This window comes from Methylomicrobium agile (genome assembly GCF_000733855.1).
Lineage (GTDB): Bacteria > Pseudomonadota > Gammaproteobacteria > Methylococcales > Methylomonadaceae > Methylomicrobium > Methylomicrobium agile.
The window spans coordinates 287,585-302,922 of record NZ_JPOJ01000001.1; the positions used below are offsets into that span (position 1 = coordinate 287,585).

Below are 15,338 nucleotides of genomic sequence, written 5' to 3' on the forward strand. Positions count from 1 at the left end.
TCAGCGATCCGTTATCCTTCGGTGGAACCCGGCAGAGCCGGTTTCGCCTTACGGGTTGCCGGCCTTCAGATCGTGCGAAGCCGCTTTGTAATGCGCGAATGCGCGGCAAGTTTTAACGCGTGAAGAGTTGCCTCTTTCCGGCATCGGTTTTAAGGCTTTGGGTAAACTCGCAAACTTGAGCCGATTCGCAAAGTTCGGCTGGGACGACAAGACGAAAATAAAAGACGTTTTTTCGCCTTACTAATTGGGCTTGAGGGATTTTATCTATTAAATCAACAACTTAATTTATGGCGAAGAGGGAGGGATTTGAACCCTCGTGACTCCTAAGAGTCAACCGGATTTCGAGTCCGGCGCATTCGACCACTCTGCCACCTCTCCGCAATGAACAACTATTATAACATACCCTCAGCCGCTCGACAGCAGGGAAAAATCGCAGAATTCTTTTTTTACTTCTTCAACGATCAATACACCGGACGCAATTTACCTCTCTTAACCCTATACCGAAAGCCAAACTAACCCACGGCCCTCGCTTCGTTACTTAAAGTCAGGCATTGCAGCCAATCATTGATCGCCTGCAATGCCGCTCCTTGATATTTTTTGTTTCTTCAAACCTGGCGACATACTCACTAAGACCCGCTTCGTTCACCAACTCGGGCTGTTTAGATCGATCGACGCAAGCTCATTCCGCGCGCGTCCAAATCGCATAATTCATCGTAAGCCGATAAACCCGGCGCATCCGTTCGGTTGTTGAACATACCTTGGATTTTTCGACAGCCTCTTCCTTCACCCCATCCTCCATACCTTTTTGAACGACCCACATTGAAATACCGGGCAAAAAAAGGGCGCATGCCGCGCCCTTTTTTTGTCGCTCGACGACTTTTACCGCATCGATTTGACTTTCGCGATGATGCCGACCGGATCGAGGCCCTGGTGCGGGAATTGTTCCCACAGACCGCCGCAGCCTTCCTGGTGGGTGCCGAGATGCGCGAATTTCGGCGTGAAGCCGCGCTCCAGCAACCAGGTGCCGTAGCGGCTGCCAAGGCCGGTCTTGCGGTTGAACGATTCGACGACCAGCACCAGCGGCGACTTGCCGACTTTGGCCAGCATGTCTTCGTCGATCGCGTTCAAGGTCGGCTTGTTGATCAGGCCGATGTCGATGCCCTCTTCCTTCAGACGCTCGACCGCATCCAGCGCCCGGTACAACGCTTCGCCGAAAGCGACGATATAGCCTTGCGTGCCTTCGCGGATCACTTCGTCCTTGCCGGAAACGAATTTGTAATCGCCGCCGAAACGTTCGTTGCCGTTCTCGTCCAGGATCAAAGGCACTTTCGAACGGGTCGAGAAGATGAAGCGCAATCCCTCATCGTGGAATACGCTTTCGACGCAGGCGCGCATCTGGTTCGGATCGGCAGGGAAATACAAGTTGGTCGGATACGCATCGTCCAGGCCGTTGTCCGCGAATAGGTTGTTCAGACCGAAATGGCAGGTGTTGTCGGCCATGTCGTCGATGCCGGAATGCGAGTAATGGCTGAGCACGTTCGAGTGGTTCAGGCGCGCCATCGTGATTTCGGAAATGTTCATTTCGAGGAATGCGCTGAACGTGCCGAAAATGCCCTGCTTGCCTTTTTCCATCCCGAAACCGGCCGCCGCGGAGAAGTTGCCGCGCTCCATGATGCCGGACGCGATGAAGACTTCCGGATGCGCGTCGTGGATTTTCTTCAGGCCGCAGGAGCCTTCCAGGTCGCTGTCGATCACGCGGACTTTCGCGATGCGGTCGGCTTCGCTCATTTTGCCGAGCACCGAAACACAGGCGTCGCCGAACACGTTGCGATTCGCATCCCACTTGTCGCTGGAGCCCTTGAAGGTATAGTTCTGCTTGGCCGGCGACGCGCTTTTCAGTAACTCGATGGCGTCGGTGTAGCCGCGCGCTTCGAGGTATTCGATCGCGTGTTTGACCGAAATCACGTCGTGGCCGTGGTTCGAGCCTTCGATACCCGGAATGCCGGGGCACATCTTCCGGTGGTTGATCACCGCGACCGGACCTTCGGTATTGATCGCCTGAATGATCCGCTCATACAGCCCGTCGAGGTCTTCACCGTCGCCTTCGAACACGGTCACGCCGTGACCGCGCAAAGTTTGCGCGGTCGAACAGCCTTTCAGGTAATGCGACGGATGGCCCGCGATGGTGACATCATTGTCGTCGATCAGCAGTTTGACATTCAGTCCCTGCGCCACGGATAAACGTGCCGCTTCGGCGTCGTCGCCTTCCTGCTGCGAGCCGTCGGAACCCAGACAGAAGACGGTCTTGCCTGGATTCGCCATCGCCACGCCGTTCACATACGGCCACATGTGGCCGAGACGGCCGGAACTGAATTTGACGCCGGGAGTGAAGCCCAGTTCGGGGTGGCCCGGCAGATGCGAATGGGCTTCGCGGTACAGCATCAGTTTTTCGGCCGGCATATCGCCGTTCAATACCGACATCAGGTATTGGGTCGCCACGCGGTGTCCCGCTTCGTCGAAAAAGATCGGTACGAAGCCGTTCGAGCCGCGAAACAATGCGTCCAGAATCATCACTTCCGGAACGGTGTCGTACGGACCGCCGGTATGGCCGCCGACGCCGCGCGCCGCGCCGGTGGCGGTAAAGAAGACGATCGCGTCGCGGCAGAGCTGAATGTTCGCCTTGAGCGCGGCTTTTTGGTCCGGCGACAAGGTCGGGTTGCCGGCAGCCAGCGAGACGCGGCGGTAGGCGCCTAGATCGATGGGGAATTGTGCCATAGTGGTTTTCTCCAAAATTACAGTGTTTTTGTTATTAACTTTAAGCGCCAATCCCTGCGCATTTCGTGTGCCTCGGGCTATTTTAACCTAAAAAAAAATCATGCCGCAGCTTAATTTCGCCCGAAATAGACGCGGTTGATTTGCCTTTCCGAAACGTAGGCCCGCCGCTTTCGGACGCGGTATGACGCAGTTAATTGAACATTGTTTAATTAGATAGTGTCGTCATAAGATAGCTGTCCACAGGGCGATGCACCGGATCTGCACAGCGGCCAGGAACGATGCGGTGTTCTTGGCATAGCGTGTGGCAATACCTCGCCAGCGCTTGAGGTGCAAGAACGCGTTTTCTACTAAATGCCGCAGTTTGTACAGGTCGCGATCGTAGTCGCGGGGTTGTTTTCGATTGCGGCGTGGCGGAATGACCACCGTCATCTGATTTGCTTCGGCTTGGGCTACGATAGCATCGCTATCGTAGCCTTTGTCCGCCAATAAGTACTGAGCATCCACGCCTTCGATCAAGGCTGAAGCCTGCGAACAATCTGCTGTGGTACCTGCTGTAATAAGGATTCTGACCGGCATACCATGCGCATCCACGGCCAGATGTATCTTACTGTTGAGCCCCCTTTTGTGACCGCCATGCCCTGATTGCCGCCTTGCGCGCCGGTCGCATGCGGATGGACTTTGATGTGGCTGGCATCAATCATCAACCATTCATAGTCGGGTTCGGTGACCAACTGTTCCAACAGGGCTTCCCAGACGCCGTGATCTCGCCAACGGCAAAACCGGCGATGGGTGTTCTTCCAATCGCCATAGTCAGGTGGCAGGTCGCGCCATGGCGCACCGGTACGCAAAATCCAGAAGACCGCATTGATAAACAAGCGGTTGTCTCGCGCTTTTCCGCCCCAGGCCCCGGCACGGCCGGGCAGATGGGGTTCCAGTAAGCTCCAAACCGTATCGGAAATGTCATGGCGGCGGTGGGCAGGTTGGGACATGGCTCTTTAATCTCATCAGCAACGACAATCTCCGTATTATACCTGACAAAGACTTATCTTGTGACGACACTATCTAAAGGCTATAGTATTCTTCATCACGACCATTTCGATAGTTTGATAAGATGAAATAAGGAGGATGGATATGCTGAGACCACTGTTGCGCTTTACGGTAAAACTGATTCTTAAACTGCTGTTCCGGGTCGAGATTCACGGCATGGAAAATTACGATGCCGCCGGCAAACGGGTACTGATCGTCGCCAACCACACCTCATTCCTCGATCCGATGCTGCTCTGGATCTTTCTGCCGGACGATATCACTTTCGCGATCAATACCCATATCTCCGAGCGCTGGTGGCTGAAGCCGTTTCTTGGCTTGTCCAAAGTATTCCGGATGGACCCGACCCATCCTTTATCATTGAAAGACCTGACCCACCATTTGCAGCACGACACCAAAACGGTGATTTTTCCGGAAGGCCGGATTACGGTGACCGGCACGCTGATGAAGATTTACGACGGCACCGGGATGGTGGCCGACAAATCGCATGCCGTGGTGCTGCCGGTCCGGATCGAAGGCGCCAAATATACGCATTTCTCGCGCCTGCAAAACGTGGTGCGACTGCGCTGGTTTCCCAAAATCACAATCAGCATTTTGCCGCCGACTCAAATGCGCGCGCCCGAGCATTTGCGGGGCAAGGCCCGCCGGCAATACTGCGGTCATATCCTGACGGATATCATGACTGACATGATGTTTAAAACCAGCCATTATCGGCGCACGATTTTTTCCGCGCTGCTGGAGGCGCGGCGGATTCACGGCGGCAAGTTTGCGATCGCCGACGATCTGGCCCGCAAACCGGTTTCCTACAATACGCTGATCGCCCGTACGATTGCGCTGGGAAATCTTTTCGCTTCGGTCACCGAAGCGGGCGAACATGTCGGCGTGATGCTGCCGAACTCGGTCAATACGCTCTGCGTGGTGCTGGGCCTACAATTGCATCAGCGCATTCCGGCGATGCTGAACTTTTCGACGGGCTCAGCCAGCATGATATCGGCCTGCAAAACGGCCGAGGTCAAAACAGTACTCACTTCACGCCAATTCATTGACAAAGCCAAACTGGACGAGGAAGCGGCGCACCTTGCCGAACACGCCAACCTGATCTATCTGGAAGACCTGGCCGCCCAAGTGAACCTGGCCGCCAAACTGAAGGCCCTGCTGCTCAGCCATACCACCGGCCTCTGGTACAAATCCGATCACATCGACCCCGAGCATCCGGCCGTCGTGCTGTTCACGTCCGGCTCCGAAGGCACGCCGAAGGGCGTGGTGCTATCGTATGCGAATATCCTGGGCAACCTGAAACAACTCGAATCGGTGATCAATTTCAATCCGCAGGACGTGGTGCTGAACTTCCTGCCGATGTTCCACTCGTTCGGCTTCACGGTCGGCTCCATGCTGCCGGTACTGAACGGCATGCAGGCGTTCTTTTACCCGACGCCGCTGCATTATGCGGTAATCCCCGAAATCGCCTACGAAATCAAGGCGACGGTGATGTTCGGCACGAACACCTTCCTGGCGGCCTACGGCAAGAAGGCCAATCCTTACGATTTTTTCCGGATGCGCTATGTGGTCGCCGGTGCGGAAAAACTGCAGGAAAATACCCGCGCGCTCTGGGCCGACAAATTCGGTATCCGGATCCTCGAAGGCTACGGCGCCACCGAAACCACGCCGATCACCTCGGTCAACACCCCGATGAACTACAAGGCCGGCACGGTCGGCCGCTTCATGCCGGGCATGAAATATCAACTGGAGCCGGTCCCCGGCATTCACGACGGCGGCCAGTTGCACGTCAGCGGGCCGAACATCATGCAGGGCTATCTGCTGGCGGCGAACCCCGGCAAACGGGTGCCGCCCGAGTCGAAATACGGCAAAGGCTGGTACGACACCGGCGACATCGTCTCGGTCGACGGGGAAGGCTATATTACGATCAAGGGCCGGAGCAAGCGCTTTGCCAAGGTCAGCGGCGAAATGGTGTCGCTGACCGCGGTCGAACAGTACGCGATCGAAGCCTGGCCGGAAGGGCACCATGCCGCGGTCAGCCTGCCCGACCCGAAAAAAGGCGAACAGGTGGTTTTGCTCACCACGCATAAGGATGCCACGCTGCACGATTTGACCCGGTCGGCGGTCGGCGTCGCCCAGATCAGCCTGCCGAGAAAGATTTTTGTGGTGGATGCACTCCCCGTGCTGGCGACCGGCAAGACCAATTATATCGAGGCCACTTCACTTGCGGCGAAACGGATCGAGGAGGCCGAGCAGGCCTGATGAATTGGCGCCTTGCAAACCGCCGCGCGAAAAACGCCTCCGCGGGTCCTCCCACAGATCTTCAACTCGCATTTCCGCCATGAACAAACAAATCTATCCGCTACTGATCGCGCAGTTCTTGTCCGCGTTCGCCGATAACGCGATCCTGTTTACCGTGATTGCAATCGTGATGCATGACGGCCAAGCGGCGAAATGGTACGTTCCGGCGCTGCAGAGCTCGTTTCTGGTTGCGTTCGTGTTGCTGGCGCCCTGGGCCGGCGGCTTCGCCGACCATCATGCCAAGTCGCGGGTGTTGATCGCCGCGAACCTGATCAAGGCCCTGGGCGCCGCGCTGTTGTTCATGCATGTCGAACCGCTGTTGGCCTATTGCATCGTCGGCGCCGGCGCGGCGATTTACGGTCCCGCCAAATATGGAATTCTGCCCGAACTGGCCGGACACCAGTTTCTGGTCAAGGCGAACAGTTTGGTCGAAGGCTCGACGATTCTGGCCATATTGATGGGCATGCAGATCGGCGCGAAGGTGGCCGACCATTCGATCGACATCGCGCTGGCGGGCACGATCGCGTTGTTCATCGTCTCGGCGCTGGTTACGCTGCTGCTGCCGGCCAAGACGTCAACGCCACCTGAAGCTGGCTCGAAAATACTCGAATTCGGCCGGCAAATGCGGCAATTTTTCTCGACGCCGCGGTCGCGTTTTTCGATGCTCGGCGCTTCTTTGTTCTGGGCGACAGCGGCCACCCTGCGCGTATTGATCGTAGCCTGGGCGCCGGTTGTGCTGGCGCTCGACAGCGCGACCGAGATCGCGGAACTGACGCTGTTTCTCGCGGTCGGGATCATCGCAGGGTCTGCGCTGGTGCCGCGCCTGATTCCGCTCGAACATCTGCGCCGGGCCCGCCTGCCGGCTTACTTGATGGGATTGTTCATTATCGGCCTCGGTTGCACCGGCAGCCTGTGGCCGGCGCGCGGCATGCTGTTTTTTGTCGGAATGATGGGAGGCATGTTCATCGTGCCGGTCAATGCGGCGCTGCAGGAGCTTGGGCAACTCAGCATCGGCAGCGGCGCGGCGGTCGCCTTGCAGGGATTTTTTCAGAATCTGGCAATGCTGCTCGCGGTCGGCGGCTATACCGTCGCCGCTTCGCAAAATGCCGACCCGATCCTAACGATGCTGACGCTCGGAGGCCTGGTCTTTGTAGCGGCCTTCCTGGTCTCGTGGCATCTGCCCGATAATCAGCTCAATCCATTCAGGAATCGCCGCAAGCTAAAAAATTATTAGCCGCCGCCCTGCCCCGCGCTTCATCCACTTTGGACAACAGCAGCAGACCGAGCGCGAAAAAGGCCAGCGTCGACAACAGCGACAAACGGTGATTGCCGCCGCTCCAGTAATTGATCAGACCGTAGCTGAGCGGACCGACGATCACCGACAGACGGTTGACCAGTCCCCACAAGCCCAGAAACTCGCCGGCCCGCTCGGCCGGCGAAAACTTGCTGACCAGCGCGCGACCGACTGCCTGGCTCGCGCCCATCGCGATTCCGATCATATTTCCGACGATCCACATCTGACTCCGTTCTTCGGCGAAATAAGCCGCAAGCAGCGCGGCAATCCAGATCGCCAGCGTAATCGCCAGCGTCGGCACCGAACCGATGCGGTCCTGCAAGTGGCCACAAATCAGCGCGCCGACCGCGGCGGTCACATTGATCACCATGATCAGCACGATCAGCGATTGCGTGTCGAATCCCATCACCTGCTGCGCATAGACCGCCGCCAGCACGATCACGGTACTCACGCCGGATTGGTAGACGGCCAACGTCATCAGAAACCGGATCAAATCCCGGAAGCGGCGGGCTTCCCGAAAGGTATGCCGCAGGCGTCCGAAACTGGCCGCGAGGATACGCTCTCCCGAAACCTCCGGCAGCGGCCTGGCGCGCTCCCGCAGCCAGATAAAAGTGGGTGCGGCGGTTAACGCAAAGGTAACAGCCGTAATCAGTAACGTGACAGGCACCGCCTCGGCTTCGCCCATACCCTGCTGCATTGCCCAATGAAGATAGCCGAGACAGAGCAGCAGAGTCAAAAGTCCGCCCACATACCCGAGTCCCCAACCGTAACCGGACAACCGGCCCATCTGCTCCTCGGGTACCAGTTCTGGCAAGAACGCCGCGATGAGGTTTTCTCCGTACGCGAACATGATGACCGACACGGTGACCAGCACCATACCGAGTTTGTAATCGCCAGGGCCGACCTGTGCCAGAAGCGCGGTCGAGACGATGCAGCCTATCGAAGACCACAGCAAAAAGCGTTTCTTGCAGGCTTTGATATCCGCAATCGCGCCGATCACCGGCGCGCTGAACATCACGACAAAGTTTGCGAAACCGACCGACAGCGACCAGAGCAACGTCGCCAGACCGGGCGAAACGCCCCCGACGCCGCCGGCCACCACGCCGACGAAATAGGTATTGAAGAGGGTCGTCTGCACGACCGTCGTATAACCCGAGTTGGCAAAATCGTAAAACGCCCAGGCGATCAATTCCCTGCGACCCGCATGCCCGATCGAGCGACTCTCTTCTGCTATGAATTGTTCAGGCATGGCGCCGATCCTCCGATAAATAAAGTTTTGACCGGGATATTATCCGCTTATATATCTCGATTTTAAAAAATACCTGTCTTCGCCGTCCTGTGGCTCCGGCAGGCGGCTGACCGACTGTTCCTACCCTGTGTGACCGTCAGCGGCCAGCAAAATTGGCGGATGTGATGCGACAGCGTCGTAACCATACCGAATGCCCATTGCCAGTAGAAAAAATTGGCCGAATTCCGCAACGACCTTCTTTAGCCGCACCCTGGAAAATTATAAAAAATGTGATGCAGTTCTAGTTTATAAAAACAACTCATTTGCAATTCCAGAATTCATTTCTACACTTTCCTATGAGTGGCTTTACAAAATGGGTTTGGAGTCGTTTAGCCACTCTCACTTATTTTTTCACTGTAATGGAGATTGTTATGAAAAAAATACTCGTTTTGATGGCCGCCGTATCCTTCAATGTGATGGCAGCGCCCGTGAATATCAATACGGCCGACGCAAAGACCATATCAGAGTCATTGACCCATATCGGCCTTAAAAAGGCGGAAGCGATCGTGAAATACCGGACGGAAAAAGGACCTTTTAAAACGGTCGAAGAGTTAACCAATGTAGCCGGCATCGGCAACAAGACGGTCGAAAAAAACAAAAAGGATATTTTGCTGCAATAGCTTTAATTCCGGACAAATCCCTTTCGGCCTTAAACGGCGCCATTCAGCGGCTGAGTTTAGATGCAGAATGGCACCGTTCTTTCAGGATCCGGTCTCGCTGTAGCCGGGCGTCTCTTTAAGCCGAAGAACCGTCTCTCTGCGCATTCATTGCAAATTTCTCGAAAGATCCTTCAAATATTCCAGAAATCCGCCTTTCAACTCCGGGTGCAACAAGCCGTATTCGACCGTCGCAATCAAAAAACCGAGCTTGGAGCCGCAATCGTAACGCTTGCCTTCAAACTCGTAAGCCAAAACCTGCTCGTCGGCCATCAGGGCCGCGATGCCGTCGGTCAACTGAATTTCGCCGCCCGCGCCGCGGCCGATCGTTTCGAGTTTACGGAAAATCGCCGACGTCAGGATATAGCGGCCGACCACGGCCAGATTGGACGGCGCATCTTCCGGCTTCGGTTTTTCGACGATCAGTTCGATCGGGCTGGACGTACCGGACGCCTCCCCGGTCTTAACGATCCCGTAACTGCCGGTTTCCGAAGGATGCACGCGCTCGACGCCCAGAATCGAAGTCTGTTTTTGGTTGAACAGTTCGACCATCTGCGTCATGCATCCGCGCCTGCCGTCTTCGATCAGATCGTCCGGCAGAATCACCGCGAACGGCTCGTCGCCGATCACCGGCTTGGCGCAATGCACCGCATGGCCGAGCCCCAAGGCTTCGGACTGGCGAATGAATACACAGGACACATGGGACGGCAGCATGCCGCGCAGAGACTTCAGGATTTCGGTCTTGTTTCTGGCTTCGAGTTCTTTTTCGAGTTCGTAAGCCTTGTCGAAGTGATCCATGATCGAATTCTTGGTGCGTCCGGTCACGAAGATCATCGTATCGATACCGGCCGCAACCGCTTCCTCCACGGCATACTGCACGAGCGGCTTGTCCACGACCGGCAGCATTTCCTTCGCGGTCGACTTGGTCGCCGGCAGGAAACGCGTACCCAATCCGGCTACGGGAAATACGGCTTTGGTGATCTTTTGATTCATGATATTCCTTACAGGTAGAATAAACGGAAAGGATTATGGCATCACTCGGCTGCGCCCGTACAAATCACCGAGACGCACGATATCGTCGCTCTGGCAGTTTTCCTATCGGGGCCATCCCGATTTTCACAAAGGTATGGCCCTGGACTATCAAGAGAACGGATGTTCCAGAACGATCGTTTCGTCGCGATCGGGACCGGTCGAAAGGATAGTGACCTTCACGCCGACCAGTTCTTCCAGACGTTTAATATAGGTCTTCACGTTTTCCGGCAGTTTCGCATAGTCGGTCACGCCGGCCGTCGTTTCGGACCAGCCCGGCATTTCCTCGATCACCGCTTCGCACTGCTGGTACTGATCCGCACCCAGCGGAGCCGTCTCGGTGACCTTGCCGTTCAGGCGGTAGGCCGTGCAAATACCGACCTTATCCAGCCCGTCGAGCACGTCCAGTTTGGTCAGACAGATGCCGCTGATGCTGTTCAGCCGGACCGACTTCCGCATCGCGACCGCATCGAACCAACCGGTGCGCCGCTTGCGGCCGGTGGTGGCGCCGAATTCGCGGCCGACCGTGCCCAAGTGCTCACCGTAGCTGTCGTTGAGTTCGGTCGGGAACGGGCCGTTGCCGACCCGGGTCGCATAGGCCTTGGTAATCCCGAGCACATAATCCAGATCGAGCGGGCCGACGCCCGAACCGGTCGCGGCGCCCCCGGCGGTCGTACTGGACGAGGTCACATACGGGAAGGTGCCGTGATCGAGGTCGAGCAGCGCGCCCTGCGCGCCTTCGAACAGCAGGTTCTTGCCCTGGTCCTGGTAATGGTACAACACTTCGCTGACGTCGGTCAGCATCGGCTTGATCTGTTCGCCGAGCGCCAGTGCTTCATCCAGGGTCTTTTGGAAATCGACCGTGTCGGCATGATAATAATTGGCCAGCATGAAGTTATGGTAATCCAGCAATTCCCTCAACTTGTCCGCAAAATCGGCCGGACTCAACAAGTCGCCCGCGCGCAGTCCCCGGCGGCCGGCCTTGTCTTCGTAAGCGGGACCGATGCCGCGCCCGGTCGTGCCGATCGCTTTGGCGCCGCGCGCTTTCTCGCGCGCCTGGTCGATCGCCACATGCACCGGCAGAATCAGGGCACAGGATTCGCTGATCAGGAGGCGGCTGCGCACCGGAATAGCGACTTTTTCGAGCAATTCGATTTCCTCGATCAGCGCGTTCAGCGACAACACCACGCCATTGCCGATCATGCATTGCACATTCTCTCTGAGGATGCCCGAGGGAATCAGGTGCAGGACGGTCTTTTCACCCCGGATGACCAGCGTATGCCCCGCATTGTGGCCGCCTTGAAAACGCACCACGGCTTCCGCTTGTTCGGTCAAGAGATCGACCAGCTTGCCTTTACCTTCATCGCCCCATTGCGTGCCGATGACTACGACATTTTTTCCCATTTCTATTCCACTAAGCTAAATTTTTAATGAACCAGTTTTGATTCTCTTGTACAAGCACCGCGGTACAACCCATTGCCGCGCCGTCGCCGGCCTGCCCCGGCAATTGCTGAATTACCGTATTCCCGACCGCGCGCAAGTCGCGAATTTTTTCCGCCAGCGCAGTATCGTCGAGGCAGGGCGCGAAGATTTTGTTTTCCGGCTCGCCATGCCCTTTTACGCTGTCGAGCCCCGCCAGTAATTTCAGATCGGCGCTGAAACCGGTCGCCGGCCGGGCCCGCCCGAAGACGCCGCCGATATTGTCGTAACGGCCGCCGCGCGCAATCTCGCGGCCCACGGAAGGCGTAAAGGCAGCGAAAACGACGCCGGTATGGTAATGATAACCGCGTAATTCCGCCAAATCGAAACTGACCGGCAGCGACGGAAACAGCCGGGCAAGCCTTCCGGCAATCGTCTCGAGATCGGCCAACGCCTGTTTCAGGTCGGCATCCGCCTGGGCAAACACCTGGCGGGCCTTGCCGATGACCTCCGCACCGCCGTTCAACAGCGGCAACGCCAGGAACATCGCTTGCAGATCGCTGTCGAGCGCATAGCTGGCGATCCATTCGGCCAGCTCCGGCCGGGCCTTGCGCTGCAGCACGTCGAACAGTTCGCCTTCCTGCGCCGGACTCAAGCCGGCCTGGCGGGACAAGGAACGGTAAATGCCGACATGCCCCAGGTCGAGATGCACGTTCAGAACCCCTGTCAACGCGAGCATTTCCAGCATCAGCCGGATCACTTCGATGTCGCTGTCGATCCCCGCGTGGCCGTACAACTCGGCGCCGATCTGCAGCGGACTGCGAGTCTTTTCCAGCGGATCGCCGCGAGTATGCAATACCGTGCCGTAATAACACAACCGGGTCGGCCATTCGTGCTTCAAATGGTGCGCATCGATCCGGGCCACTTGCGGCGTCATGTCGGCCCGGACGCCGAGCATTTCGCCGCTGAGCTGGTCGGTCAGCTTGAAGGTTTGCGGGTCGAGGTCGTGCCCGGAACCGGTCAATAACGAGTCGAGAAAGTCGATAAACGGCGGGATGACCAGCTCGTAACCCCAACAGGCGAACATGTCGAGCAGTCTGCGTCTCAGGCTTTCCAGATGTTTGGCATCGGCCGGCAGAATCTCTTCGATCCCGTCCGGCAATAGCCAGGAGTCTTTTTGTTGCATGTATTTTCTAAGTCCACTCAAACAAAACGCCCCGCACGGGCGAGGCGTTCGTCACAATTGTCGGCGCTGTAATTCGAGAATCCGACCCGCTATTTCTGTTGCGAAAAATACCGGAAGAAATCGGAATCCGCATCCAGCACCAGCGTTGAAGATTTGTTGAAGGTCTTCTTGTACGCATTCAGGCTGCGGTAAAAAGTGAAAAACTCGGGATCCGCACCAAACGCTTTCGCATAGACTTCGGCCGATTTCGCATCGCCTTCGCCGCGCAGCTTTTCGGCTTCCTTGAACGCATTCGCCTTCGTGACCACACTTTGCCGGTCCGCATCCGCACGAATCCTTTCCGCTGCTTCCGAGCCCTGCGAGCGGAATTCGCGCGCAATCCGGTCACGTTCGGCTTCCATGCGCCGGAATACCGAACTGCTGACTTCCGGCGGCAAGTCGATGCGCATGACCTGGATGTCGATAATTCTCAGTCCCAGGCTTTTGGCCGCCTGCTTCGAGTTGTTGATCAGGATATCGCGGATCACCTTCCGGTCGGTCGAAACCAACTGGCGGATATCACGTCTTGCGAACTCGCCGCGAAACGCGTCCTTGATGATCGGATCCAGCCGCGAATTGGCCTGAAAGATGTTGCCGCCCACCCGCTGATAAAAACTGCTGACGTCATCCACCTTCCATTTGACGAAGAAATCGACGAAGACGTTTTTCTTTTCCGCGGTCAAAAAACCTTCCGGTTTGGACACCATCGTCTGGATGCGGGCGTCAAATTTCTTGATATCGTTGAACGGGTACGGCAACTTGAAATGCAGCCCCGGTTCGAAATCATGCTCTACGATTCTGCCGAACTTGAATTTGATCGCCTTTTCGGTCTCGCCGACCGTGAAAACGAACATGGCGCCGATCAGCCACAGCGCGGCGAGACCGATGATGATTTTATTTAAAGTTGTCATTGGCGCCCCCTTGCGTCGCGTCCGCGGAACGAAGACCGCGCCGCAACCGGCTGTTCTTCCGTTTCGGCAGGAGCCGTCTCGGCCTTTGCCGCCGGAGCGACGCTCTGAGTCTCGATTTCAGGTAACTTTTGCGCCATTTTATCCAACGGTAAATAGAGTATATTGTTGCCGCCTTTCACGTCGATCATGACCACGTTCGCTTCGCCCAACACCGACTCCATCGTGTCGATGTAAAGGCGCTTGCGCGTCACCTCCGGCTGCTTCAGGTATTCCGTAAGCATTTTCGAGAAACGGTTCGTTTCCCCTTCGGACTGGGCGATAACCCGGTCTTTGTAACCCTGCGCTTCCTGCAGCATTCTGGCCGCCGCGCCGCGCGCTTTCGGCACGATGTCGTTCGCGTAAGCTTCCGCTTCGTTGATCAGGCGTTGCTTGTCTTCGCGGGCCTTGATCACGTCCTGGAACGCAGCCTGTACCTGCTCGGGCGCCTGCGCATCCTGCAGGCTCACGCTGGTAATCTCGATCCCGGTTTCATAGCGGTCCATCACTTCCTGCACTTCCTTTTTGATCTGTATGACGATCTCGTTGCGTCCTTCCGTCAAGATGAAGTCCATGTCCGAACTGCCGATCACGCCGCGTTCGGCGCTTTGGGTGACTTGCTTCAGCGTCGTTGCGGGATCGACCACATTGAACAGGAATTTTTTCGCACTGTTCGTCAAATTGCTGACTTTATACTGAACGACCAGACGCACATCGACATAATTTTCGTCACGGGTCAGCATCAAGGCTTCCTTCGGTTCCGAGCGCTCGCCCGCCTCGCCGAAGCCTGAAGAACCGACCGATAGGGTGCGGTTCTGCTCGACGTTCACGATATCGACCCGCTCGATCGGCGCCGGCAAATGCCAATTCAAGCCGGGGCTCGTTTCTCCCACATATTTGCCGAAACGCGTAACGACGCCGGTATTTCCCGCATCGACCTTGTAAGTACCGCTGGCGATCCATATCGCCGCGATTGCGCCTACCACGATCAATCCGAGATTCTTTTTCGGACCACCCGTCGACTCCTGCCCGTCGCCGCCGCCACCGCCGAATAAATTGCTTAATTTGTCCAGGGTCTTGCGTATGGCTTCATCGAGATCGGGCGGTCCTTTTTGGTCGCCCCGACCGCTCCACGGGTCTTTGTTGTCGCCTCCAGGTTCATTCCAGGACATACTTTTGCTCCATAACAGGATATTTGTTTAAATTAACGATTGATCAATAGCACGGATAAACACCTAAGGTTCCCTTGGGCCGAGCGTTTACCGTCAAAGCGGAACGAGCCGGTTCCTTGCCGCTGCGAGTATGGGGGCATTTTAACGTAAATAGCGAAAAACACGAAAATTTCAGGGAATACGGCGGACAA

At 56.7% G+C, this 15,338-nt stretch carries 12 protein-coding genes and 1 tRNA gene; 3 read left to right on the forward strand and 10 right to left on the reverse strand.

Annotation, left to right across the window (positions count from 1 at the left end):
• Positions 1-112: 112 nt before the first annotated feature.
• From CC94_RS25385 to CC94_RS25390, 4 genes are all read right to left on the reverse strand, one after another.
• Positions 113-268 (reverse strand): DUF6538 domain-containing protein, encoded by a 156-nt coding sequence (locus CC94_RS25385; protein ID WP_425357672.1) that lies wholly within the window; start codon positions 266-268, stop codon positions 113-115.
• A 20-nt stretch (positions 269-288) separates the two neighbouring features.
• Positions 289-378: transfer RNA gene (locus CC94_RS0101345), tRNA-Ser, on the reverse strand.
• A gap of 501 nt (positions 379-879) precedes the next feature.
• Positions 880-2,775: a transketolase C-terminal domain-containing protein gene (locus CC94_RS0101355; RefSeq protein ID WP_031429552.1), complete on the reverse strand. Its 1,896-nt coding sequence runs from the start codon at positions 2,773-2,775 to the stop codon at positions 880-882.
• Between the two features lie 222 nt (positions 2,776-2,997).
• A protein-coding gene (locus CC94_RS25390) for an IS5 family transposase (protein WP_157203341.1) occupies positions 2,998-3,764 on the reverse strand; the annotation gives its coding sequence in 2 pieces (ribosomal slippage) (positions 2,998-3,389 and positions 3,389-3,764; 768 coding nt in all).
• A gap of 142 nt (positions 3,765-3,906) precedes the next feature.
• Between CC94_RS25390 and CC94_RS0101370 the strand changes: the two genes are divergently transcribed.
• Both CC94_RS0101370 and lplT read left to right on the forward strand, forming a co-directional pair.
• Complete coding sequence (locus CC94_RS0101370; protein WP_031429554.1) at positions 3,907-6,078, forward strand: AMP-binding protein; 2,172 nt, start codon at positions 3,907-3,909, stop codon at positions 6,076-6,078.
• A gap of 79 nt (positions 6,079-6,157) precedes the next feature.
• Positions 6,158-7,351 (forward strand): lysophospholipid transporter LplT, encoded by a 1,194-nt coding sequence (gene lplT / locus CC94_RS0101375; RefSeq protein WP_031429555.1) that lies wholly within the window; start codon positions 6,158-6,160, stop codon positions 7,349-7,351.
• Here the strand turns inward: lplT and CC94_RS0101380 are convergent.
• Complete coding sequence (locus tag CC94_RS0101380; RefSeq protein ID WP_005373286.1) at positions 7,320-8,660, reverse strand: MFS transporter; 1,341 nt, start codon at positions 8,658-8,660, stop codon at positions 7,320-7,322. The two genes, lplT and CC94_RS0101380, sit on opposite strands and share 32 nt — an antisense overlap.
• 410 nt (positions 8,661-9,070) lie before the next feature.
• Between CC94_RS0101380 and CC94_RS0101385 the strand changes: the two genes are divergently transcribed.
• A complete protein-coding gene (locus CC94_RS0101385) occupies positions 9,071-9,319 on the forward strand; it encodes a ComEA family DNA-binding protein (protein ID WP_005373287.1) in 249 nt (82 codons plus the stop codon).
• A gap of 144 nt (positions 9,320-9,463) precedes the next feature.
• Here the strand turns inward: CC94_RS0101385 and galU are convergent, their stop codons facing one another.
• The 5 genes from galU to hflK all read right to left on the reverse strand — a co-directional run bounded on the left by galU (position 9,464) and on the right by hflK (position 15,147).
• The gene (gene galU / locus CC94_RS0101390; protein ID WP_005373289.1) at positions 9,464-10,348 is read right to left on the reverse strand and encodes a UTP--glucose-1-phosphate uridylyltransferase GalU; all 885 of its coding nucleotides are present in this window, start codon (positions 10,346-10,348) and stop codon (positions 9,464-9,466) included.
• 147 nt (positions 10,349-10,495) lie between these two features.
• A complete protein-coding gene (locus CC94_RS0101395) occupies positions 10,496-11,788 on the reverse strand; it encodes an adenylosuccinate synthase (RefSeq protein WP_005373290.1) in 1,293 nt (430 codons plus the stop codon).
• A gap of 10 nt (positions 11,789-11,798) precedes the next feature.
• Positions 11,799-12,989 (reverse strand): ATP phosphoribosyltransferase regulatory subunit, encoded by a 1,191-nt coding sequence (locus tag CC94_RS0101400; RefSeq protein WP_005373291.1) that lies wholly within the window; start codon positions 12,987-12,989, stop codon positions 11,799-11,801.
• Positions 12,990-13,078: 89 nt separating this feature from the next.
• Entirely contained in the window at positions 13,079-13,939 is an 861-nt protein-coding gene (gene hflC / locus CC94_RS0101405; protein ID WP_005373292.1) for a protease modulator HflC, read from the reverse strand.
• Positions 13,936-15,147: an FtsH protease activity modulator HflK gene (hflK, locus tag CC94_RS0101410; protein WP_005373293.1), complete on the reverse strand. Its 1,212-nt coding sequence runs from the start codon at positions 15,145-15,147 to the stop codon at positions 13,936-13,938. The genes hflC and hflK overlap by 4 nt, the downstream gene beginning before the upstream one ends.
• Positions 15,148-15,338 lie beyond the last annotated feature (191 nt).